Annotated in this window: 20 protein-coding genes; 14 read left to right on the top strand and 6 right to left on the bottom strand. The window is 69.2% G+C overall.

Going from position 1 to position 20,802, the window contains the following annotated elements; genetic code table 11:
* Positions 1–409, top strand: a 409-nt coding sequence (locus VBO01S_RS18400) for a uracil-DNA glycosylase family protein (protein WP_303621481.1), incomplete at its 5' end; no start/stop codon positions are given.
* Positions 410–442: 33 nt separating this feature from the next.
* Complete coding sequence (gene pyrF, locus VBO01S_RS18395) at positions 443–1,267, top strand: orotidine-5'-phosphate decarboxylase (RefSeq protein WP_062477481.1); 825 nt, start codon at positions 443–445, stop codon at positions 1,265–1,267.
* 7 nt (positions 1,268–1,274) lie between these two features.
* Here the strand turns inward: pyrF and VBO01S_RS18390 are convergent, their stop codons facing one another.
* Positions 1,275–2,009, bottom strand: coding sequence for a helix-turn-helix domain-containing protein (locus VBO01S_RS18390; RefSeq protein ID WP_062477478.1), 735 nt, complete (start codon positions 2,007–2,009; stop codon positions 1,275–1,277).
* Between the two features lie 138 nt (positions 2,010–2,147).
* On the opposite strand from VBO01S_RS18390, the gene VBO01S_RS18385 reads away from it, so the two are divergent.
* The 6 genes from VBO01S_RS18385 (at position 2,148) to VBO01S_RS18360 (ending at position 8,257) form a co-directional block, all read left to right on the top strand.
* On the top strand, positions 2,148–3,005 hold the full coding sequence (locus tag VBO01S_RS18385; RefSeq protein ID WP_062477475.1) for a hypothetical protein: 858 nt from the start codon (positions 2,148–2,150) through the stop codon (positions 3,003–3,005).
* Positions 3,006–3,067: 62 nt separating this feature from the next.
* Positions 3,068–5,023 (top strand): MFS transporter, encoded by a 1,956-nt coding sequence (locus VBO01S_RS18380; RefSeq protein WP_062477472.1) that lies wholly within the window; start codon positions 3,068–3,070, stop codon positions 5,021–5,023.
* A 210-nt stretch (positions 5,024–5,233) separates the two neighbouring features.
* A complete protein-coding gene (locus tag VBO01S_RS18375) occupies positions 5,234–5,680 on the top strand; it encodes a hypothetical protein (protein ID WP_062477469.1) in 447 nt (148 codons plus the stop codon).
* A complete protein-coding gene (locus VBO01S_RS18370; protein WP_062477466.1) occupies positions 5,677–6,477 on the top strand; it encodes a DUF2145 domain-containing protein in 801 nt (266 codons plus the stop codon). Before VBO01S_RS18375 ends, VBO01S_RS18370 begins: the two co-directional genes overlap by 4 nt.
* 201 nt (positions 6,478–6,678) lie before the next feature.
* On the top strand, positions 6,679–7,788 hold the full coding sequence (locus VBO01S_RS18365; protein WP_062477463.1) for a serine endopeptidase: 1,110 nt from the start codon (positions 6,679–6,681) through the stop codon (positions 7,786–7,788).
* A gap of 91 nt (positions 7,789–7,879) precedes the next feature.
* Entirely contained in the window at positions 7,880–8,257 is a 378-nt protein-coding gene (locus VBO01S_RS18360) for a DUF3597 domain-containing protein (protein WP_056516779.1), read from the top strand.
* A gap of 71 nt (positions 8,258–8,328) precedes the next feature.
* Here VBO01S_RS18360 and VBO01S_RS18355 read toward each other — a convergent pair whose 3' ends face one another.
* Complete coding sequence (locus VBO01S_RS18355) at positions 8,329–9,111, bottom strand: SDR family NAD(P)-dependent oxidoreductase (protein WP_062477460.1); 783 nt, start codon at positions 9,109–9,111, stop codon at positions 8,329–8,331.
* A gap of 135 nt (positions 9,112–9,246) precedes the next feature.
* Here VBO01S_RS18355 and VBO01S_RS18350 point away from each other — a divergent pair, with 135 nt between their 5' ends.
* Entirely contained in the window at positions 9,247–9,627 is a 381-nt protein-coding gene (locus VBO01S_RS18350) for a hypothetical protein (RefSeq protein ID WP_062477458.1), read from the top strand.
* On the opposite strand, the gene tgt is transcribed toward VBO01S_RS18350, so the two are convergent.
* Both tgt and queA read right to left on the bottom strand, forming a co-directional pair.
* Positions 9,624–10,796 carry a tRNA guanosine(34) transglycosylase Tgt gene (tgt, locus tag VBO01S_RS18345; RefSeq protein ID WP_062477456.1) on the bottom strand — a complete coding sequence of 391 codons (1,173 nt, stop codon included), beginning with the start codon at positions 10,794–10,796 and terminating at the stop codon, positions 9,624–9,626. The two genes, VBO01S_RS18350 and tgt, sit on opposite strands and share 4 nt — an antisense overlap.
* 8 nt (positions 10,797–10,804) lie before the next feature.
* A complete protein-coding gene (queA, locus tag VBO01S_RS18340; RefSeq protein ID WP_062477454.1) occupies positions 10,805–11,848 on the bottom strand; it encodes a tRNA preQ1(34) S-adenosylmethionine ribosyltransferase-isomerase QueA in 1,044 nt (347 codons plus the stop codon).
* Between the two features lie 125 nt (positions 11,849–11,973).
* Here queA and VBO01S_RS18335 point away from each other — a divergent pair, with 125 nt between their 5' ends.
* From VBO01S_RS18335 to recG, 3 genes are read left to right on the top strand one after another with little or no spacing between them, the layout of a single operon-like run.
* A complete protein-coding gene (locus VBO01S_RS18335; RefSeq protein WP_062477450.1) occupies positions 11,974–12,651 on the top strand; it encodes a DUF4166 domain-containing protein in 678 nt (225 codons plus the stop codon).
* Positions 12,648–14,138: a TIGR01777 family oxidoreductase gene (locus tag VBO01S_RS18330; RefSeq protein WP_062477446.1), complete on the top strand. Its 1,491-nt coding sequence runs from the start codon at positions 12,648–12,650 to the stop codon at positions 14,136–14,138. The genes VBO01S_RS18335 and VBO01S_RS18330 overlap by 4 nt, the downstream gene beginning before the upstream one ends.
* 11 nt (positions 14,139–14,149) lie before the next feature.
* Positions 14,150–16,258 (top strand): ATP-dependent DNA helicase RecG, encoded by a 2,109-nt coding sequence (gene recG, locus VBO01S_RS18325; RefSeq protein ID WP_370681300.1) that lies wholly within the window; start codon positions 14,150–14,152, stop codon positions 16,256–16,258.
* On the opposite strand, the gene serB is transcribed toward recG, so the two are convergent.
* Positions 16,248–16,934, bottom strand: coding sequence for a phosphoserine phosphatase SerB (gene serB, locus VBO01S_RS18320; protein ID WP_062477442.1), 687 nt, complete (start codon positions 16,932–16,934; stop codon positions 16,248–16,250). The genes recG and serB overlap by 11 nt on opposite strands.
* Positions 16,931–17,815 carry a LysR substrate-binding domain-containing protein gene (locus VBO01S_RS18315; RefSeq protein ID WP_240531241.1) on the bottom strand — a complete coding sequence of 295 codons (885 nt, stop codon included), beginning with the start codon at positions 17,813–17,815 and terminating at the stop codon, positions 16,931–16,933. Before VBO01S_RS18315 ends, serB begins: the two co-directional genes overlap by 4 nt.
* A gap of 222 nt (positions 17,816–18,037) precedes the next feature.
* Between VBO01S_RS18315 and VBO01S_RS18310 the strand changes: the two genes are divergently transcribed.
* A complete protein-coding gene (locus tag VBO01S_RS18310; RefSeq protein WP_062477439.1) occupies positions 18,038–19,108 on the top strand; it encodes an ABC transporter ATP-binding protein in 1,071 nt (356 codons plus the stop codon).
* Between the two features lie 15 nt (positions 19,109–19,123).
* Complete coding sequence (locus VBO01S_RS18305; protein WP_062477436.1) at positions 19,124–20,770, top strand: ABC transporter permease; 1,647 nt, start codon at positions 19,124–19,126, stop codon at positions 20,768–20,770.
* Positions 20,771–20,802: the final 32 nt, after the last annotated feature.

Below are 20,802 nucleotides of genomic sequence, written 5' to 3'. Positions count from 1 at the left end.
CCACGGCGAGCCCTTCGCGGGCGACGCCGGCCGCCTGCTCGACAACATGCTGCGCGCGCTGAAGCTGCACGACGGCCGCACGCCCGTGCACCTGATGCGCACGCACCGCGGCGTGGCCGCCGGCCAGCCCGGCAGCCCGCAGCCGATCGACGCCGACTTCGACGCCCACGCGGCGGCGCTGGCGCCGTGCGTCGTGCTGGCGATGGGCCCGCTGGCCGCGCAGAGCCTGATGCAAAGCCGCGATCCGCTGGGCAAGCTGCGCGGTCGCGCCGTGCCGCTGGCGTCGGCCAACGGCGTGCCGGTGGTGGCCACCTACCACCCCGCCTACCTGCTGCGCAACCCGGCCGACAAGGCCCGCGCCTGGGCCGACCTGTGCCTGGCCGCGGAGCAGGTCACCCCTTCGGCCTGAGGCCGGCGGGCGGGGTCCGTAAAATCGGGCCCCATGACTTTCCTCGACAAGCTGGCCGCTGCACAGCAAACCAACGGTTCGTTGCTCTGCGTGGGCCTCGACCCGGAGCCAGCCAAATTCCCGGGGGCGTACAAGGGCGACGCCAGCCGCATCTATGACTTCTGCGCGCGCATCGTCGACGCGACGGCCGACCTGGTCATCGCCTTCAAGCCCCAGATCGCCTACTTCGCGGCCCACCGCGCCGAAGACCAGCTCGAACGCCTGATGGAGCACATGCGCCGCAACGCGCCCCATGTGCCCACCATCCTGGACGCCAAGCGCGGCGACATCGGCTCCACCGCCGAGCAGTACGCGCTCGAAGCCTTCGAGCGCTACGGCGCCGACGCCGTGACCCTGTCGCCCTTCATGGGCTTCGACTCGGTCGCGCCGTATCTCCAGTACGAAGGCAAGGGCGCCTTCCTGCTGTGCCGCACCAGCAACCCCGGCGGTTCCGACCTGCAGGGCCAGCGCCTGGCCAGCGTCGAGGGCCAGCCCTTCCTGTACGAGCACGTCGCCCGCCTGGCGCAGGGCCCGTGGAACCTCAACGGCCAGCTCGGCCTCGTGGTGGGCGCGACCTACCCGGCCGAGATCGAGCGCGTGCGCGAACTCGCGCCGACGGTGCCGCTCCTGATCCCGGGCGTCGGTGCCCAGGGCGGCGACGCGGTCGCCACCGTGCGCGCCGGCTGGCGCGCCGACGCGCCGATCATCGTGAACTCGTCGCGGGCGATCATCTACGCCTCGTCGGGCGAAGACTTCGCCGACGCGGCGAAGAACGCGGCGCGCACCACGCGCGACGCATTGGAAGCAGCGAAGCCCTGACGGGCCTTCAGTTCCGCCGCAGGCGGGTGAAGAGTTCGAATTCCCAGTTGCGCATGCCCAGCAGCAGGGTGTAGCCCTCGCGGTCCTTGGCCGACAGCTTCTGGTCGGTCTGGTGCTGCTGCGCAAAGTCTTGCGCCACGCGCTGCAGCCGCTCCATGAAGGCGGGCGCCAGCGACCGGCTGATCGAGCCGTGCACCAGCAGCAGGCCCTCGGCCGGGCCGTCGAAACCGCCCTTGTAGTAGTCGAGCACCACGTTCTCGCGGAAGAACTCCATCACCGGGCCGTGCGGGCGCCAGCGGAAGGTCTTCGCGAGCTTCAGGCGGTACCGGTTGAGCGGGCGCAGCTCGATGATGCCGATGCGGTCCAGCTGCGCCAGGCAGCCGATGCACTCGGCCTCGGTGATCCGGTACGACGACACGATCTGCTCCAGCGTCCACTGGCTCAGCACGCTGATCGCCACCAGCAGCAGCTTCTTGTCCTTGACCACGGCCTTTTCCTGCTCGTGGGTCAGCTCCTTCAGCAGCGGCTGGGCGTCGGCCACGCGCCGCGCCAGCTCGGCGAAATCGATCTTCAGGGCGCGGCAGATCGCATCGACGCGCGACAGCGGCATGTCGCTCTTGGCCAGCATGCGCTTGACGCTGGACTCCGCCATGTCCAGCGACCGGGCCAGGTCGGCATACGTCATGCGGGCGCTTTTGAGTTCGTTCTTGAGGGCCTGGACCAGGTCGACGGTGGTGCTCATGAAGGGAGGGTACGGGTTGAAGGTATAGAAAAAGGATACCGAAGGGAGTGAAATAGTGCCTCGTATCGATTCTCGATGCCTGGGGGAGGGCTGGCAACTAGATTCCACCCGCCAGCCACCACCCCACCGAGGAACGCCATGCTTCTGCCCACCCTGACACGCCGCGAACGCGGACTGTTGTTCACCTTCGCGCTGCTCTTGCTGATCGCCTTCTTCGGCCCGGCGCTGCCGGCCGCCGACGTGGCGATCGCCTCCGTGTTCGCCGACAACCGGCCGCTGTTTCATCTGCCCAACGCGATGGACGTGCTGAGCAACCTGCCGTTCCTGGCCATCGGCTGCTTGGGGCTGTACCGGCTCAACCGCATCGACCGCTCGCACCAGGAGGCGCTGGCCGGGTTCCCGCTGGCGCCGCCCGCCAACGACCCGCCCGACAACACGCTGGACTGCGCCTGGCTGTTCTTCGCCGGCCTGATCGCCACCGCCGCCGGCTCGGCCTTCTATCACCTGCTGCCCGACGCGCCCCGCCTGGCCGCCGACCGCGCCGGCATGGCCGTGGCCTTCGCGGGCCTGATCGGCATCGCCGTCTGCGAGCGCGTCAGCCAGCGCGCCGGCTGGCCGGCCGCCTGGTTCGTGCTCACGGCCGGCCTGCTGGCGGCCGAGGTCTGCCAGGAAACCGGCAATGTGCTGCCGTGGGCGCTGGTGCAGTTCGGCGGCATGGCGGTGGTGCTCACGCTGGCGCTGGCCACGCCGATGCGCGGCGCCGTCGGGCTCAAGCTGGGCTGGGTGATCGCGTTCTATGTGGTGGCCAAGGCCTTCGAACTGGGCGATCACGCCATCTACGAAGCCACCGGCCACCTCGTGTCGGGCCACACCCTCAAGCACCTGGTGGCGTCGCTGGCCGGCCTGCCTGTGCTGATGGCGCTGTACCGCCTTGAAAAGGGCTGGCGCGCGACGCTGCTGCGGCACAATCCCGACCCAGCCGCCATCGCGGCATGACGCGGCTTGGCCACGGAACGCCCGTGGCGCAGCGGTAGAAGACAAAGAGGAGATTGCATCGCATGACAACCCCCGCCGCCGCCGCGCCCGCGCCCGTGGTGCATGAGCCCAACGCCCACGCGAACCAGTTCGCCCTGCTCGGCCAGCGGCGCTTCGCGCCCTTCTTCTGGACCCAGTTCGCGGGGGCCGCGAACGACAACCTCTTCAAGTTCGCCTTCACCGTCATGGTGACCTACCAGCTGCAACTGAGCTGGATGCCGCCGGCCATGGCGGGGCTGGTGATCGGTGCGCTGTTCATCCTGCCCTTCCTGCTGTTCTCGGCCACGGCCGGGCAGCTGACCGACAAGTTCGACAAGACGAAGATGATCCGCTTCGTCAAGAACCTCGAGATCGCGATCATGGTGATCGCCGCCTGGGGCTTCGTGCGCGCCGACGCGGTGGTGCTGCTGGGCTGCGTGTTCCTCATGGGGCTGCATTCCACGCTGTTCGGGCCGGTCAAGTTCGCCTACCTGCCACAGGTGCTCGATTCGCGCGAGCTCACGGGCGGCAACGGCATGGTTGAGATGGGCACCTTCGTCGCCATCCTGCTGGGCCAGGTGGCGGGCGGGCTGCTGGTGGCGATGCCGCAGATCGGCCACACCACGGTGGCCGTGGCCTGCCTGCTGCTGGCGCTGGTGGGGCGCGGCGTGGCGCAGGCCATTCCGCCCGCGCCGGCCACCGATCCCAGCCTAGTCATCAACTGGAACCCCTTCAGCGAAACCTGGCGCAACCTGATGCTGGCGCGCGAGAACATCGTGGTGTTCCGCTCGCTGCTGGGCATCTCGTGGATGTGGTTCTTCGGCGCGGTGTTCCTGAGCCAGTTCCCCAGCTTCGCGAAGGAAGTGCTGCACGGCGACGAGCAGGTGGCCTCGCTGCTCTTGGTGGTGTTCTCGGTGGGCATCGGCGTGGGCTCGCTGCTGTGCGAGACGCTGAGCCGCCGGCAGGTCGAGATCGGCCTGGTGCCGCTGGGCGCCATCGGCATGAGCGTGTTCGCCATCGACCTGTACTTTGCCTCGCGCGCGCTGCCCCCGGTGACGGGCATGGGCCTGGGCGCCTTCATGCAGCAGCCGGCGCACTGGCGCGTGATGGCCGACCTGGGGCTGCTGTCGCTCTTCGCGGGCCTGTACAGCGTGCCGATGTACGCGCTGATCCAGCTGCGCAGCCAGCCCACGCACCGCGCGCGGATCATCGCGGCGAACAACATCCTGAACGCGCTTTTCATGATCGGCAGCTCGGTGCTGGCGGGTGCGCTGCTGGGCGCGGGCTTCACCATCCCGCAGATCTTCCTGTTCACCGGCATCGCCAACGCGGTGGTGGCGTTCTACATCTTCATGCTGGTGCCCGAGTACCTGCTGCGCTTCGTGGCCTGGGTGCTGTCGCGCTTCGTGTACCGCTTCGACATCAAGGACGACCAGCACATTCCCACCGAGGGCGCCGCCGTGCTGGTGTGCAACCACGTGAGCTTCATCGACGCGGTGCTGCTGATGGCCGCGAGCCCGCGCCCCATCCGCTTCATCATGGACCACCGCATCTTCAAGGTGCCGGTGCTCGGCTGGCTGTTCAAGCTGGCCAAGGCCATCCCGATCGCGCCGCAGAAGGAAGACCCGGCCGCGTACGAGGCGGCCTTTGCCAAGGCCATCGGCGTGCTGCGCGCGGGCGACCTGCTGGGCATCTTCCCCGAAGGTGCGATCACGCGCGACGGCGAGCTGCAGCCCTTCAAGGGCGGCGTGATGAAGATCCTCGAGGGCGCGCGCGCCGAAGGCATCGAACCGCCCGTGGTCCCGATGGCGCTGACCAACCTCTGGGGCTCGTACTTCAGCCGCATCGAGCTGCGCGGCGGCCAGCAGGTCGCCATGGCCAAGCCTTTCCGTCGCGGCTTCTTCAGCCGCGTGGGCCTGCGCGTCGGCCACCCCGTGGCGCCGCAGGAAGTGCAGCCCGAGACGCTGCGCCAGCGCGTGGCCGGCCTGCTGGCCTCCTGAGGCGTGCGCCCCAAAGTATCTCTTCGGGATACTGCGGGACGCCAGGATCGCAACTGGTTGAAGTATTCGAGCCCCGCGGCGTGAAGGCGAACCATCATTCGCTCACCTTCACTGCGCCGCGAGGCCTTCATGCAACCCCTCCCATCCTCCACCGTTTCGATCACCCAGCGCGGCCTGCCGGCTTCGCGCAGGACCGCCCTGGCGCGCTCGATGGCCGCCCTGGCCTTTGCCGCCTGCGCCGCGTTCGCGGGTGTCGCGACGCCGCTGCCCGCACGGGCCCAGAGCGAGGCCTCGGCCGCGCTGTCGCTGCTGCCCGTGGCCTCGGTGGTCGGTGCTGCGTCGGTCGTCGGTGCCTCGGCCACTGCGGTGGTCGCCGTGCCCGCGGCGCTGTCGGTGGGCGGCTCGGTGCTCACCGTGATCGCGGTCGAGGCCTCGGTCGACGGCACCGTCTACCTGCTCGAACGCGCCTCGGACGGCGCCCGCGCCAGCGTCAAGGTGATGGGGCGCGCCACCCGTGGCGTGTCGGCGGCCGCCGGCACGGCCGTGGTCGTCAGCGTGATCGGCACGGGCGTCGTGCTCTCGGCTGCTGGCGAGGTGCTGGCCTTCGTGCCCAACGCGGTCGGCCGCGCACTGCTTCACAACGAAAGACTGTCGTGAAACCCGCCTTGCGCCCCGCGCTGCTGCTGGCGTTCGCCATCGCTGCGGTGCTGCCGCTGCAGGCGAACGCCGGCCGCTCGTGCGAACAGGTCAGGCCGACGCCGGCGCTGATCGTCAAGGGCATGCAGCTGGCCGAGCGCACCTCGCAGCAGCTCGATGCGAGTGGCGCGCGCGTGGTCATCCTGGCGCGCGCCGGGCAGGACCTGAGCAAGTACGGCTTGCGCTACTCGCACCTGGGCATCGCCTACAAGACCGACGAAGGCCCGTGGCGTGTGGTGCACAAGCTCAACCACTGCGGCACCGCGGTGGCCGCGGTCTACCGGCAGGGGCTGGGCGAGTTCTTCCTCGACGACCTGTGGCGCTACGAGGCCGCCTGGTCCGTGCCCACGCCGGCGGTGCAGGCGCAGCTGATGGCCGCGCTGCGCGAGCCCGATGCGCGCCTCGTGCGCCTGAACGTGGCGCCCTACAGCATCGTGAGTTACGCCTGGGGCCAGAAGTACCAGCAGTCGAACCAGTGGGCCATCGAGACCCTGGCCGCCGCGATGGAGCCCGCCACCATCGGCACCCGCGCGCAGGCGCAGGCCTGGCTGCAGTTCAAGGGCTACGAGCCCACCACGCTGAACCTCGGCCCGCTGACCCGCCTGGGTGGGCGCGTGGGCTCGGCCAACATCGCTTTCGACGATCATCCGAACGAGAAGCGGTTTTCGGACCGCATCGAGACCGTGACCGTCGACTCGGTGTTCGCCTGGCTGCCGCGTGCGGGCTTAGGCGCGGCGCCGGTCACACTCAAGCTCTGAGAAGGTGTGAACGAACCCGCCATGTCCGCTCATCCCGCCCAGACACGCCCCCTCGGCGTTGCAAATGCTCGCCATAGCCCGAGCTATGGCTGCGCTTTGCGCCTTGAGGGGACGTGCCTGGGCGGGCTGCTCGGCCACGCCGGATTCATTCACACCTTCTGAGCGAAGCGACGCAACGAAGAAAAGAAAGAAGGAAAGACCATGAGCAAATCCCTGCGCCTGTCCGAGAAGTGGTTCCGCCGCGGCCTGTGGCTGGTGGCGTTCGTGTTCGCGAGCTTCCTGATCGGGCTGGGCAGCACGATCGTGGGCGACCTGCCGCAGGTCGAGCGCGTGCGCGTGCTCGACGACTTCATCGACAAGCCCGCGGCCGAGCCGCTGCGCGCCACCATCAAGGCCTCGGAGGCCGCCGAGCTGCAGGCCGCGCGCGACCTCGACCAGGCACAGCTGCAGCTCAACACGGCGCAGCAGGCCAGCGCCAACGCGCGCGAGACCTTCGGCAACTGGATCGCCACGCGCCGCGCCACCGCGCAGCCCGACCAGGACACCGAGCTCATCGCGCGCACCAAGGCGCTCGACGCCTTCAAGCAGAAGGAAGACGCGGCGCAGCGCAAGGCCGACGCGCAGCGCCAGATCGCGCTCGATGCGCGCCAGGCCGAGCAGCGTGCGCGCGCGGCATTGGGCGTGCTGGAGCACGACGCACAGCAGCGCCTGGACGCCGAGTACCGCCGCGTCGAACTGCGCGTGTTCGGCTACCGGCTCGCGCTGACCCTGCCGCTGCTGCTGGTGGCCGGCTGGCTGTTCGTGAAGAAGCGCAAGAGCACCTACTGGCCCTTCGTGTGGGGCTTCATCTTCTTTGCGCTGTTTGCCTTCTTCGTCGAGCTGGTGCCCTACCTGCCGAGCTACGGCGGCTACGTGCGCTACGTGGTGGGCATCGTGCTCACCGTGCTGGTGGGGCGCTACGCCATCGTGGCGCTCAACCGCTACCTGGCGCGACAGAAGCTCGCCGAGCAGCAGCCCGACCAGGTGCGCCGCGAAGAGCTCAGCTACGACACCGCGCTGGCCCGCCTGGCCAAGAGCGTGTGCCCCGGCTGCGAGCGGCCGGTCGACCTGAAGAACAACGAGATCGACTTCTGCCCGCACTGCGGCATCGGCCTGTTCGACCACTGCGGCCACTGCAGCACGCGCAAGAGCGCGTTCTCCAAGTTCTGCCACGCCTGCGGAACCTCGGCCACTGTGCAGGCACCGCATACACCTGTGACCGGCACTGCGCAATCGGTCACGCCGGGCGCACCGGTTCAGCCGGCCACGTAGCGAAAGCGCCGCACGGTCGTGCTACAACCCCGGGCTGCGTCACGCAACGCCGTGCCGCGGGTTTTCCCATTCACATTGACGGAGCACACCCATGAGCATTTTCGGCAAGATTTTTTCCAAGATTTTCCCGTCGGCCAACGCCGCTGAAGTCGTCGCCGCACCGCCGGCGGCTGCACCCGGCGCACCGGCCGCTGCCGCACCGCCGCCTGCGATCCCGCTGGGCGACGTGCCCGCCGTCCTGGACGCGATGCCGGGTGCCGCCGGCCTGAACTGGCGCACCTCGATCGTCGATCTGCTCAAGTTGCTGGGCCTGGACAGCAGCCTCGCCGCGCGCAAGGAACTGGCCAGCGAAATCCTCTACAGCAACGGCGAACCGGGTTCGGCCGAATGGAACATCGGCCTGCACAAGCAGGTGATGACTCGCATCGCCGCCAATGGCGGCACGCTGCCGGCCGAACTGCGCGACTGATCGTCCCGCCACCCACGCAGCAAAAAGCCCGGCATGCCGGGCTTTTTGCTTGGGGCGACCGTTGAAGCGCTTCAGGTCCAGCCTGCGTCCACCACGTAGTCCTGCGCGGTGCACATGCGCGAATCGTCGGCCGCGAGGAACAGTGCCATCGCGGCGATGTCTTCCGCCATCACGCGGCCCGGCAGGCATTGCGCCGCATCGATCTCCGCGGCGGATTCGGGCTTCACCCACAGCTTGATCTGCCGCTCGGTCATCACCCAGCCCGGCATGATCGTGTTGACCCGGATGTTCTGCTTGCCCAGGTCGCGCGCCAGCGAGCGCGTGAGGCCGATCACGCCCGCCTTGCAGGCCTGGTAGACCGGGTAGCCGCGGCCCTTCATGAGCCAGCTGATCGAGCCGAAGTTGACGATCGAGCCGCCGCCCAACGCGCGCATGTCCTCGGCCACGGCCTGCGCGGCAAAGAACTGGTGCTTGATGTTCACGGCCACGAGGCGGTCGAAGTCCTCGCTGGTCACGTCGGCCATCTCGTGGCGGCGGTCGTTGGCCGCGTTGTTCAGCAGCACCGACACCGGCCCGAAGCGCTGGCGCACCGCGTCGATGGCGGCGGCGAGCGCGGCCGTGTCGGTCACGTCGCAGGGCACGAACAGCGCGGGGTGCGCGCCCTGCAGCTGCGCGGCGAGCGCATCGCCGGCCGCGGTGTCGAGGTCGCAGAAGCCGACCTTCGCGCCTTGGGCATGAAAAGCCCGCACCAGCGATTCGCCGATGCCGCTGGCGCCGCCCGAGATGAACACGGTGCGGCCGGCCAGCGAGGGGTAGCGGGCGGTATAGGCCGTGGGTGGGGAGGCGTTGGTCATGAGGGGGAGGACAACCGCAGTGAAGACAGGGCAAGCGTACCGGATGACGGCGTCTCTGGTGCCGGCCGGGCCTCCACCCGGCGTATGGCTTCCGGCTTGTGGGCAGGGCGCCGTGGCAGGCATACGCTTCGGCCCATGAGCTCCTTCAACCGCCGCTTCGTCCTCTGTCTTGCGCTTCTTCCGGCCGCCTTCGCGGCGCGGCACGTCCGCGCACAGGCGCAGGCACCAGCGCCCGTGCTGCTCTTCAAGGTGGTCTCGCCGCGCGACGACATCGTGGTGGGCATCGAGGCGGCCCAGCTGGGCGCCGGCACGGCACCGCCCGTGCAGCGGCTGGCCGCCATGCTGGCCGAGAAGGGCCAGCTCACGCTCTGGCAGTACGCCTCGCACAAGGACGCGAGCGGAGCCCTGGTGCAGGCGCCGCTCAGGCAGATCGTGGTCTTCAGGAACGAGCTGCTGCGCATCGAACCCTACGCGACGCCGCTGGCCATCAGGCCGCCGGGCGCCGCAAAGTCCTAGACGCCGCGTGCGCGGTCGGCCTTGAACTGCGCGCGGAACGCCGTGAAGGTGCCCGCGTCGAGCGCCGCGCGGATCTCCGTCATCAGGTTCAGGTAGTAGTGCAGGTTGTGGATGGTGCACAGCATCGGGCCGAGCATTTCGCCGCAGCGGTCCAGGTGGTGCAGGTAGGCGCGGCTGAAGCCTTCGCGCCCGCCGTCGTTCCAGCTCACGCCCGAGGTGCCCGCGCAGGCGTGGCAGGTGCAGCTCGGGTCGACCGGCTGCGGGTCGCTCTTGTGGCGCGCGTTGCGCATCTTCAGGTCGCCGAAGCGCGTGAACATCGTGCCGTTGCGCGCATTGCGCGTGGGCATCACGCAGTCGAACATGTCGACGCCGTCGGCCACGCCCTGCACCAGGTCCTCGGGCGTGCCCACGCCCATCAGGTAGCGCGGCTTGTTCGCGGGCAGCCGGTGCGGCGTGTGGCCCATGATGTGCAGCATCTCTTCCTTGGGCTCGCCCACGCTCACGCCGCCGATGGCGTAGCCGGGGAAGTCCATGTCGACCAGCGCCGCCAGCGACTCTTCGCGCAGGTTCTCGAACATGCCGCCCTGCACGATGCCGAACAGCGCGTTCGGGTTCGAAAGGCGCGTGAACTCCGCCTGGCAGCGCTTGGCCCAGCGCAGGCTCAGCTCCATCGAGACGCGCGCCTCGGCCTCGGTCGTGATGTGCCCTTTGGTGTCGTAGGGCGTGCACTCGTCGAACTGCATCACGATGTCGCTGTTCAGGATGGTCTGGATCTGCATCGAGACCTCGGGCGTGAGGAACAGTTTGTCGCCGTTGACGGGCGACGCGAACTTCACGCCCTCTTCGCTGATCTTGCGCATCGCGCCCAGCGACCACACCTGGAAGCCGCCCGAGTCGGTGAGGATGGGCTTGTCCCATTTCTCGAACTGGTGCAGCCCGCCGAAGCTCGCCATCACGTCCAGCCCCGGGCGCATCCACAGGTGGAAGGTGTTGCCCAGGATGATCTGCGCGCCCATCTCTTCGAGGCTGCGCGGCATCACGCCCTTGACGGTGCCGTAGGTGCCCACCGGCATGAAGATCGGCGTCTGGACCTTGCCGTGGTTGAGCGTGAGCGTGGCGCGGCGCGCGTGGCTGTCGGGGTCGGTCTTGAGGAGTTCGAAGTTCAGCATGATGTCGTTCAGTCCTGGGTGCGTGCGAGCAGCATGGCATCGCCGTAGCTGAAGAAGCGGTAGCCGTTGGCGATGGCGTGGGCATACAGCGCCATCACGCGCTCGTAGCCCGCGAAGGCCGAGACCAGCATCATCAGCGTGCTCTTGGGCAAATGGAAGTTGGTCACCAGCACGTCGACATGCGCGAAGGCGAAGCCCGGCGTGATGAAGATGCGCGTGTCGCCCGTGGCCTCGCCGCTTTTTGCCCACGACTCGAGCGTGCGCACGGTGGTCGTGCCCACGGCAACCACGCGCCCGCCGCGTGCCTTGCATTCGGCAATGGCGCGCTGCGTGGCCTCGGGCACTTCGTAGCGCTCGGCGTGCATCGTGTGTTCGGCGATGTTCTCGGTCTTCACCGGCTGGAAGGTGCCGGCGCCCACGTGCAGCGTGACGTTGGCGCGCTGCACGCCGCGCGCTTCGAGTTCGGCCAGCAGGCCTTCGTCGAAGTGCAATGCGGCCGTGGGCGCGGCCACGGCGCCGGGCACGCGCGCGAACACGGTCTGGTAGCGGCTCTCGTCGTCGGCCGAATCGGTGTGCGTGATGTAGGGCGGCAGTGGCACGTGGCCGCAGCGCTGCATCAGCGCGTACGGGTCTTCGCCGGCGTCGCTCTCGAAGCCGAAGCGGAACAGCGCGCCGTCTTCCTCGGGCCAGCGGCCCAGCAGCGTGGCGCGAAAGCCGCCCACCATCTCGAGCGTGGTGCCCACGGGCGGCTTCTTGCTGACCTTCATGTGCGCCACGACCTCGTGGCCCTGCAGCACGCGCTCGACCAGCAGCTCGAGCTTGCCGCCGGTCGGCTTCTCGCCGAACAGGCGCGCCTTGACCACGCGCGTGTCGTTGAAGACCAGCAGGTCGCTCGCGCGCAGCAGCGAGGGCAGTTCCTTGAAGATGCGGTCGGCCGGGGCGGGGCCTGTGCCGTCGAGCAGACGGGAGGCGGTGCGTTCGGTGGCCGGGTGTTGTGCCACCAGCTCGGGCGGCAGATGGAAATCGAAATCGGAAAGCGTGAAGGCGCGCATGGTGCTTGAGGGCCGGACGGGCCCGTGCCAAGGAGGCATGGGAAGAGAAAAAGGCGGAGAGCGGCGATTGTCCCATGGCCCGGAATCACGGGCGCCGCCGGGGGTTGCCGAGGCAGAATCGACGCATGGTCGATTCTTCCGTCGCGCGCGTCACGCCGTCCCCAGCCCCTCCTTCCGAAGGCGAGCTCTTCAAGAAGATCCTGGGCGGCGCCTGGATGGGGCTGCACCCCGACATCCGCCGGCGCTTCGACAAGAACCCCCTGCCGGGCAAGGCGCTGCACTACCTGGGCGCACTCAGCGAGCTGCGCTGCTCGCGCTTCGGCAAGCTGCTGGGGCACCTCACGCAGCCGATGATCCAGGGTGCGCTGATCCCCTACAGCGACAGCCACTTCCCGGTCGAGATCCAGGTCTACGCCCGGCCCGACGACCCGGCCATCTACAAGCAGCGCATCTACCGCTTGCACGGCCGCAAGCCGATCCAGTTCACCAGCTTCATGCGCGAGAGCGAACGCGGCGAGGTGCTGGAGTACGTGGGCATGGGGCTGGGCATGAAGCTGGTGCTGAGCGTGGAAGCCAACGGCAGCCTGCATTTCCAGAGCGACGGCTATTTCTGGGAGGTGTTCGGCTGGCGCATCCCGCTGCCGGGCCTGTTCACGCCGGGCAAGACCTTCCTGTGGCACCACAACGAGACGCCCGAGCGCTTCAACATCCGCATCGAGATCCGCCACTGCCTCATGGGCACCACCTTCACGCAGGTCGGCGTGTTCGAGGAAGTGCCGGAGCCGCAGGCGGTGTCCGCATGATCGACACGCACCTGCTGGCCCTGCAGCTCATGGCGGCGCAAGGCGCGCTGGGCGCCTTCGACACGCTCTACCACCACGAAGGCACCGAGGCGCTGCCGCGCCGCGGCACGGCGGGGCGCGAGCTGGCGATCCACGCCACGCGCTCGTCGATCTACTGCGCGCTGTTTCTCGGGCTGTCGGCGTGGGCCTGGCATGGCGCGTGGGCGTGGGTGCTGCTCGTGGTGTTCGGCATCGAGATCGTGCTCACGCTGTGGGACTTCGTGGTCGAAGACGGCAGCCGCCTGCTGCCGCCCACCGAGCGCGTGACGCACACGGTGCTGGCCATCAACGCCGGCGCGTTCATCGCGCTGCTGGCGATGAGCGCGGTCGGCTGGGCAGCGCAACCGACGGCGATGGTGTGGCAGCCGCACGGCTGGCTCAGCGCCTTCCTGGCGTTGTGCGGCGTGGGTGTCGGTATCTCGGGCCTGCGCGACGGCTTCGCGGCGCGCGCGCTGTTCAAGCAGCAGAAGCAGGCGCAGGTGCGCGCCGTCGAGGCCCCGGTGCACTTCGGCACGAAGCCGCAGCAAGTGCTGGTGACGGGCGGCACCGGCTTCATCGGCCAGATCCTCGTGCGCCACCTGCTGGCCGACGACCATGCGGTGACGGTGTGGACGCGCGACGCGCGCGGTGCCGCCTGGGGCTTCGGTGGCGCGGTGCGCTGCGTGCAGTCGCTCGACCAGATTCCCGCCGCGGACGCCATCGACGTGGTCGTCAACCTCGCGGGCGCGCGCATCCTCGGCCAGCGCTGGAGCGCGCGGCGCCAGCAGCAGCTGCTGCGAAGCCGCGAAGGCCTGACGCAGCAGCTCGTCGCATGGATCGCCGCGCGTCCAAGCAAGCCACGGCTGCTGCTCTCGGGCTCGGCCATCGGCTACTACGGCGTGCAGCCGCAGGGCGACGCCACCGAGCTCACCGAAGACGCGCCGCCGCAGAGCATCTTCATGTCGACGCTGTGCCAGCGCTGGGAGCAGGCGGCGCACGCGGCCGTGGCGCACGGCGTTCGCGTGGCCTGCCTGCGCTTCGGCTTCGTGCTGGGCCACCAGGGCTCGCTGCCGCAGCTGCTGATGCCGGTGCAACTGGGCATGGGCGGGCGCCTGGGCAGCGGGCGGCAGTGGCTGTCGTGGGTGCATGTGCATGACCTGATCCGCGCCATCGCGCATGTGTGGACGATGACGGAGTCCGCCACCGACCCTGTCGCCGCGCAGGCCTTCAACGTCACCGCACCGGGTGCAGTGAGCCAGGAGGCCTTCACCCGCGTCGCCGCCGGCGTGCTGCACCGCCCCTGCTGGATGCCCACGCCCGCCGCGCCCGTGAAGCTGCTGCTCGGCGAGCAGGCCGACCTGCTGCTCGAAGGCCAGCGCGTGGTGCCGGTGCAGCTGCTGCGCACCGGCTTCCAGTTCATGTTCCCCGATGCCCGCAGCGCCTTGACGGACCTTTGCCGTCCACGCTAGAAGCCTTGTCCGTGCCCGCCAAGAAAGAACCGACTCCCCCCGCCGCGCCGGCGCAACCGCCCGGCACCGGCCTGAGCCTCGTGCAGCGCGCGCTGCGCAAGCTCGGCCTCGTGCGCGACATCGACTTCGCGCTCTACCTGCCGATGCGCTACGAGGACGAGACCCGCATCGTGCGCCTGGCCGACACGCGCGACGGCGACATGGCGCAGGTCGAGGGCGTGGTCACCGAGTGCGAGGTGGTGTTCCGCCCGCGCCGCCAGCTCATCGCCACCATCGACGACGGCAGCGACACCTGCCAGCTGCGTTTCTTCAACTTCTATCCGTCGCAGCAAAAGCAGTTGGCGGTGGGCGCGAAGGTGCGCGTGCGCGGCGAGATGCGCGGCGGCTTCGTGGGGCGCCAGATCATGCACCCGACCGTCAAGGCGGCCGGCACGGCGCTGCCCAACGCGCTCACGCCGGTGTACTCGACCGTGGCCGGGCTCGCGCAGCCGGTGCTGCGGCGCGAGGTGCGCTCGGGCCTGGCGCGCGCGCTGCTCGACGAGACCATTCCAGTGCAGATCGGCCTGCGCGGCGCGTGGGACCTGCGCAGCGCGCTGAGCTTCCTGCACTACCCGACGCCCGACGTGTCGATCGCCGCGCTCGAAGACCACAGCCACCCGGCGTGGCAGCGCATCAAGGCCGAGGAGCTGCTGGCGCAGCAGCTCTCGCAGCTGCAGGCGCGGCTGGAGCGCGCGGCGCAGCGTGCGCCGGTGCTGCCTGCGTCCACTGACGCGGCGGCGAGCTCGCTGCATGCGCAGTTGCTCGCCGTGCTGCCCTTCGGCCTCACCGGCGCGCAGCAGCGCGTGGGCGAGGAGATCACGGCCGACCTGCACCGCCAGATTCCGATGCACCGCCTGCTGCAGGGCGACGTGGGCTCGGGCAAGACCGTGGTCGCGGCGCTGGCCGCGGCGCGCTGCATCGACGCGGGTTTCCAGTGCGCGCTCATGGCACCCACCGAAATCCTCGCGGCCCAGCACTTCGGCAAGCTGGTCGGCTGGCTCGATCCGCTGCTGGCCGAGCGCGGCCTGCGCGTGGCCTGGCTCACGGGCAGCCAGAAGAAGAAGGAACGCGACGAGATGTCGGCCGCCGTCGAGAGCGGCGAGGCCGCGCTGGTCATCGGCACGCACGCGGTCATCTCGGAGAAGGTGCGCTTCAAGAACCTGGCGCTGGCCATCATCGACGAGCAGCACCGCTTCGGCGTCGCGCAGCGCCTTGCATTGCGCGGCAAGGCCGGTGGTCATCTGGAACCGCACCTGCTGATGATGAGCGCCACGCCCATCCCGCGCACGCTCGCGATGAGCTACTACGCCGACCTCGATGTGTCGACGCTCGACGAGCTGCCGCCGGGCCGCACGCCCATCGTCACCAAGCTGGTGGCCGACCACCGGCGCGACGAGGTCATCGACCGCATCCAGGCGCAGATTTCACAAGGCCGGCAGGTCTACTGGGTCTGCCCGCTGATCGAAGAGAGCGAGGCGGTCGACCTGCGCAACGCCACCGAGACGCGCGACGAACTCGCCGGCACGCTGGGCGAACACATCAATGTCGGCCTGCTGCATTCGCGCATGCCCACGGCCGAGAAACAGGCGGTGATGGCCGCCTTCACCGCGAACGAGATCCAGGTGCTGGTGAGCACGACGGTGATCGAAGTGGGCGTCGATGTGCCCAACGCCTCGCTGATGGTGATCGAGCATGCCGAGCGCTTCGGCCTGTCGCAGCTGCACCAACTGCGCGGGCGCGTGGGGCGCGGCGCGGCGGCCTCGGCCTGCGTGCTGCTCTATGCGCCGGGCGACAGCGGCCGCGTCGGCGAGGCGGCGCGCGCGCGGCTCAAGGCGATGGCCGAGACCGGCGACGGTTTCGAGATCGCGCGGCGCGACCTCGAGATTCGCGGCCCCGGCGAGTTCCTCGGCGCGCGCCAGTCGGGCGCGCCGCTGCTGCGCTTTGCCGACCTCGCGACCGACACGCTGCTGCTCGACTGGGCGCGCGAGCTCGCGCCGGTGATGCTGCAGAAGCACCCCGAGCTGGCGCAACGCCACATCGATCGCTGGCTCGGCACCAAGGCCGAATACCTCAAGGCTTGAGCAGGTCGAGCAGCCGGTCGAGCCCGCCCTCGTCGATCGCCAGCATGGCCGCCTCGCGCACCATCGGCTTGGCGTGGTAGGCCACCGACAGCCCCGCCGCGCGCATCATCGGCAGGTCGTTCGCGCCGTCGCCCACGGCGATGGCCCGGGCCGGCGATATGTCCATCGCGCGGCAGCATTCGAGCAGCTTGTCCTTCTTGGCCTCGCCGTCGCAGATGTCGCCCCAGGGCTGGGGCAGCATGCGCCCGGTGAGCCGGCCGTCTTCGATCTCCAGCACGTTGGAGCGCGTGTCGTCCAGCTGCAGCCGCTCGCGCAGCCGGTCGGTGAAGAAGGTGAAGCCGCCGCTCAGCAACACGACGCGCAGGCCTGCTTGCTTGCACGCGGCGATCAGCGTCTCGGCGCCGGGGTTCAGGTGCAGGCGCTGGTCGTACACGGCCTGCAGCGCCGACAGCGGCACGCCGCGCAGCAGGGCCACGCGCCGGCGCAGGCTGTCCTTGTAGTCGGTGATCTCGCCGCGCATCGTGGCCTCGGTGATGGCCGCGACCTCGGGGCCGCAGCCCGCGATGTCGGCGATCTCGTCGACCGTCTCGATGTCGATCAGCGTCGAGTCCATGTCGAAGGCGATCAGCTTGAAGTCCGACAGCCGCAGGGGAGGAAGAGTGAGCGTGGTGGTCATGGGGTGGGGCTTCCCGCGTTCCAGTGCTGCGTGCCGAGCCAGTCGACGAACTGCCGTGCCAGCGCGGCCACCGGCCCTTCGGTGCGGTACAGCGCGTAGACGCCCGAGGCGGGCAGGCGCGGTTCGGGAAACACCAGGCGCAGCCGGTCGGCGCGGATGTCTTCCTCGAGCAGGCACCAGGGCGCCAGCGCGAGCCCCAGGTCGTTCATGGCGGCCTGCATGCAAAGAAACTGGTGGTCGAACACGGGGCCGGGCAGCTGGGGCGGCACGCGCACGCCGGCCAACTCGAACCAGCGCGGCCAGTTCTCCACTTCGCCGGCGGCCTGCAGCAACGGGTGGCCCAGGCAGTCGGCCATGCTGGCGATGCGGTGGCGCTCGATGAAGCGCGGCGACGCCACGGCCACGAGGTGGTCGTCCAGGCAGCGCACGCAGGTGTGGTCGGGGCGCTGCATGGGAATGCGGCGGATCAGCACGTCGCTGCCGGCCTCGGCCTGGTCGAAGAACTGCCGGCCCAGGGTCGACAGCTGCACGTCGGTCTGCGGCGCCAGGGCCTGGAAGCCGGCCAGCCGCGGGATGAGCCACTTCATCGCCAGCGAGGGCGTGGTGCACACGCGCAGGCTGGCGCGCTGGTGGGGCGACTTCAGCGCGGCCGTGGCGCTGGCGATGCGGTCCAGGCTGGCCTGCACCTCGGCGAAGTAGTCGCGCGCATGGGGCAGCAGCGTCGCGCCGCGGGCCTCGCGCGCGAACAGCGGCTGGCCCAGGTAGTCCTCCAGCAGGCGGATCTGCTGGCTGACGGCGCTGTGCGTGATGCTGAGTTCGTCGGCGGCCGCGGTGAAGTTGGCATGGCGCGCCGCCGCTTCGAAAGCGCGCAGCGCTTTCAAAGGGGGGAGGCGTCGGGTCACCACATGCGTACCTTGGCGAGCGGGCTTGTCTTCCTCATGTTCTTTTCGTGTTCGGTTGCGTGCCGCCCGGGGTCGGAGGCCGGCGCGCATCGTAGACCGGGAAGCCTGCAGAAAAACTAACCGGCCGCCTTAAAAAATACGGCTGGTGGCACGCGGGGGGCACACCTAGCATCGCGCTTCCTTCCACCCTGAACAAGAGACATGGCTTCCATCACCATCGACAACGTCGTGAAGCAGTTCGCCAACCAGACGGTGCTGCAGAACCTGTCGCTGCATGTGCCCGATGGCGCCTTCTACACCCTGCTGGGCCCCAGCGGCTGCGGCAAGACGACCCTGCTGCGCTGCATCGCGGGCTTCAACGAACCCGACGGCGGGCGCATTCTTTTCGACAAGGACGACGTGACGCGCGTGTCCACCCACCACCGCGACATCGGCATGGTGTTCCAGGACTACGCGCTGTTCCCCGACAAGACGGCCTTCGACAACGTGGCCTACGGCCTGCGCGCGCGCAAGGTGCCCAAGGCCGAAATCGCCCGGCGCGTCAATGAGGCGCTGGACAAGGTGAGCCTGCTCGCACTGGCCGACCGCTACCCCGCGCAGATGAGCGGCGGCCAGCGCCAGCGCGTGGCGCTGGCGCGCGCGCTGGTGATCCGCCCGCGCGTGCTGCTGATGGACGAGCCGCTGTCCAACCTCGACGCCAAGATGCGCCTGCAGATGCGCGACGTGATCCTCGATCTGGTGCGCGAAGCCGGCATCACCACCGTGTTCGTCACGCACGACCAGGAAGAGGCGCTGGCCATGTCCGACCGCATCGCCATCATGGACCGCGGCAGCATCGCGCAGCTGGGCACGCCCGAAGAGCTGTACGGCACGCCGGTGAACGCCTACGTGGCGGACTTCATCGGCTCGGCCAACGTGATTCCCGTGCCGGCCGAGTCCGCCGGCGGGGCCGCGTCGCACGTGCGCTACCAGCTGTGCGGCCAGCAACTGGACGGCAAGCAGGGCGGCGCCGCGCTGGGCGCGCAGGGCATCCTCATCGCGCGCCCCGAGGCGCTGTCGCTGATGGCGCCCGCGCCCCACGTGCCCAACGCCATCGCGGGCGAGGTGCTGCGCCGCCAGTACCTGGGCTTCAAGACCGCCTACCGCATCCGGCTGCACGACCAGTCGGAGATCCGCGTCGAGCTGCACGCCGGCAACATGGTGGCCGACTTCCAGGCCGGCGATGCGGTGCAGGTGCTGGTGCCGGCCGACAGCCGCGTCGTCGCTGCCTGAACGGACACGCACGCCATGAAAATCAACTGGTGGCCCTGGGGTTTCCTGACCCTGCTCAGCCTCGTGCTGCTGCTGTTCTTCGTGTTCTATCCGCTGGGCACGCTGTTCGTGAACAGCGTGCGCGACGAGTCGGGCGCGTTCTCGCTGTCCGGCTTCATCACCTTGCTGCAGGACAGCGAATACCTGCTCGCGTTCCGCAACACGCTGGTGCTCGGCGTGTCGGTCACGGCCTGCACCGTGGCCGTGGGCGTGCCCTTCGCGTACATGGTGGCGCGCTACGACTTCCCGCTGAAGAACCTGGTGGCGGTGCTGCCGATCATGACCATCGTGATCCCCGAGATCATCGTCGGCCAGTCGTGGCTGCTGCTGCTGGGCAACAACGGGCTGGTGACCAACCTGCTCGCGGGCGCGGGCATCACGCTGCCGACCTTCTACGGCTGGACCGGCATGGTGTTCTCCATGACGCTGGTCTACTACACCTACATCTACCTGGGCGTGCTGGCCGCGCTGCGCGGCTTCGACGGCCAGCTCGAAGAAGCCGGCCTGAGCCTGGGCACCTCGCCGCTGGTGACCAAGCTGCGCGTGCTGGTGCCGGTGATCCTGCCCGCGGTGCTGGTCAATGCGCTGGTGGTGTTCACGCTGGTGGTGGGCAACTTCGCGCTGTCGGTGGTGCTGGGCAGCAGCGTGCCGCTGCTGTCGGTCATGACGTACAACGCCTTCGTCGGCGAGATGGGCGGCAGCCCCACGCTGCAAAGCGCGATGTCGGTGGTGTCCATCGGCATCGTGGCCATCGTGCTGTTCTTCCAGAAGCGCGTGGTCGAACGCAAGATCTACACGATGACGCAGGGCCGCGCGCCCGCCGTGGTGCGCGTGCGCTCGGGCGCGGCGGTGTTCTACACGCTCAGCGTGGGCGTGATCATCGTGCTGTCGATGCTGCCGCTGCTCATCGTCTTCGTGGGCGCCTTCACCGAGACCAGCGGGCCCGTGATGCGCTGGGGCCAGTGGTCGCTGTCGAGCCTGGAGCGCGCGCTGCGCGGCGCGCCCGAGCCGATCATCAACTCGCTGAAGTTCGCCTCGATGGCCACCGTGGTGGGCGTGGCCTTCGCGGTGCTCGTGAGCTACCTGACGATCAAGAAGCGCAACCCCTTCACGCAGCTGCTGGACTACATCGTGGTGCTGCCGCTGACCATCTCGGGCACGGTGCTGGGCATTGCGCTGGTGCAGACCTTCAACACCGGCTGGCTGGTGCTGGCGGGCACCTCGGGGATCATGGTGCTGTGCTACACGGTGCGCCGCCTGCCGTTTGCGGTGCGCAATGCGTCGTCGACGCTGTTCAACATCTCGGACTCCATCGAAGAGGCCTCGATCAGCCTGGGCGTGTCGCCGCTGAAGACCTTCTTCAAGGTGCTGCTGCCGGCCATGAAGGCCTCGATCATCTCGGCCGCCATCCTGATGTGGGTGACCACGATCTCGGAGCTGTCGGCCTCCATCGTGGTCTACACGGGCGGCCTGGAGACCATGCCCATCGCCATCTTCCGCCAGGTCGACGGCGGGCGCCTGGGCCTGGCCTCGGCCTACGGCGCGGCGCTGGTCAGCGTGATCCTGCTGCCCATCGTGGTGGCGATCAAGGTGTTCCGCATCAACCTCTTCTCCAGCAAATGACCCACCCATTCACTTCAACCTGCGAGGTTTTC

The organism is Variovorax boronicumulans NBRC 103145, from assembly GCF_001591345.1.
Classification (GTDB): domain Bacteria; phylum Pseudomonadota; class Gammaproteobacteria; order Burkholderiales; family Burkholderiaceae_C; genus Variovorax; species Variovorax boronicumulans.
The sequence above is the reverse complement of the archived record's forward strand: the minus strand, read 5'-3'. Positions and strand labels throughout refer to the sequence as shown.

What these genes read in the sequence shown, in the direction of transcription:
- pyrF (WP_062477481.1), top strand. Translation starts at nt 443, where the DNA reads ATGACTTTCCTCGACAAGCTGGCCGCTGCACAGCAAACCAACGGTTCG.
- VBO01S_RS18390 (WP_062477478.1), bottom strand. Translation starts at nt 2,009, where the DNA reads ATGAGCACCACCGTCGACCTGGTCCAGGCCCTCAAGAACGAACTCAAA.
- VBO01S_RS18385 (WP_062477475.1), top strand. Translation starts at nt 2,148, where the DNA reads ATGCTTCTGCCCACCCTGACACGCCGCGAACGCGGACTGTTGTTCACC.
- VBO01S_RS18380 (WP_062477472.1), top strand. Translation starts at nt 3,068, where the DNA reads ATGACAACCCCCGCCGCCGCCGCGCCCGCGCCCGTGGTGCATGAGCCC.
- VBO01S_RS18375 (WP_062477469.1), top strand. Translation starts at nt 5,234, where the DNA reads ATGGCCGCCCTGGCCTTTGCCGCCTGCGCCGCGTTCGCGGGTGTCGCG.
- VBO01S_RS18365 (WP_062477463.1), top strand. Translation starts at nt 6,679, where the DNA reads ATGAGCAAATCCCTGCGCCTGTCCGAGAAGTGGTTCCGCCGCGGCCTG.
- VBO01S_RS18360 (WP_056516779.1), top strand. Translation starts at nt 7,880, where the DNA reads ATGAGCATTTTCGGCAAGATTTTTTCCAAGATTTTCCCGTCGGCCAAC.
- VBO01S_RS18355 (WP_062477460.1), bottom strand. Translation starts at nt 9,111, where the DNA reads ATGACCAACGCCTCCCCACCCACGGCCTATACCGCCCGCTACCCCTCG.
- VBO01S_RS18350 (WP_062477458.1), top strand. Translation starts at nt 9,247, where the DNA reads ATGAGCTCCTTCAACCGCCGCTTCGTCCTCTGTCTTGCGCTTCTTCCG.
- tgt (WP_062477456.1), bottom strand. Translation starts at nt 10,796, where the DNA reads ATGCTGAACTTCGAACTCCTCAAGACCGACCCCGACAGCCACGCGCGC.
- queA (WP_062477454.1), bottom strand. Translation starts at nt 11,848, where the DNA reads ATGCGCGCCTTCACGCTTTCCGATTTCGATTTCCATCTGCCGCCCGAG.
- VBO01S_RS18335 (WP_062477450.1), top strand. Translation starts at nt 11,974, where the DNA reads ATGGTCGATTCTTCCGTCGCGCGCGTCACGCCGTCCCCAGCCCCTCCT.
- VBO01S_RS18330 (WP_062477446.1), top strand. Translation starts at nt 12,648, where the DNA reads ATGATCGACACGCACCTGCTGGCCCTGCAGCTCATGGCGGCGCAAGGC.
- serB (WP_062477442.1), bottom strand. Translation starts at nt 16,934, where the DNA reads ATGACCACCACGCTCACTCTTCCTCCCCTGCGGCTGTCGGACTTCAAG.
- VBO01S_RS18310 (WP_062477439.1), top strand. Translation starts at nt 18,038, where the DNA reads ATGGCTTCCATCACCATCGACAACGTCGTGAAGCAGTTCGCCAACCAG.
- VBO01S_RS18305 (WP_062477436.1), top strand. Translation starts at nt 19,124, where the DNA reads ATGAAAATCAACTGGTGGCCCTGGGGTTTCCTGACCCTGCTCAGCCTC.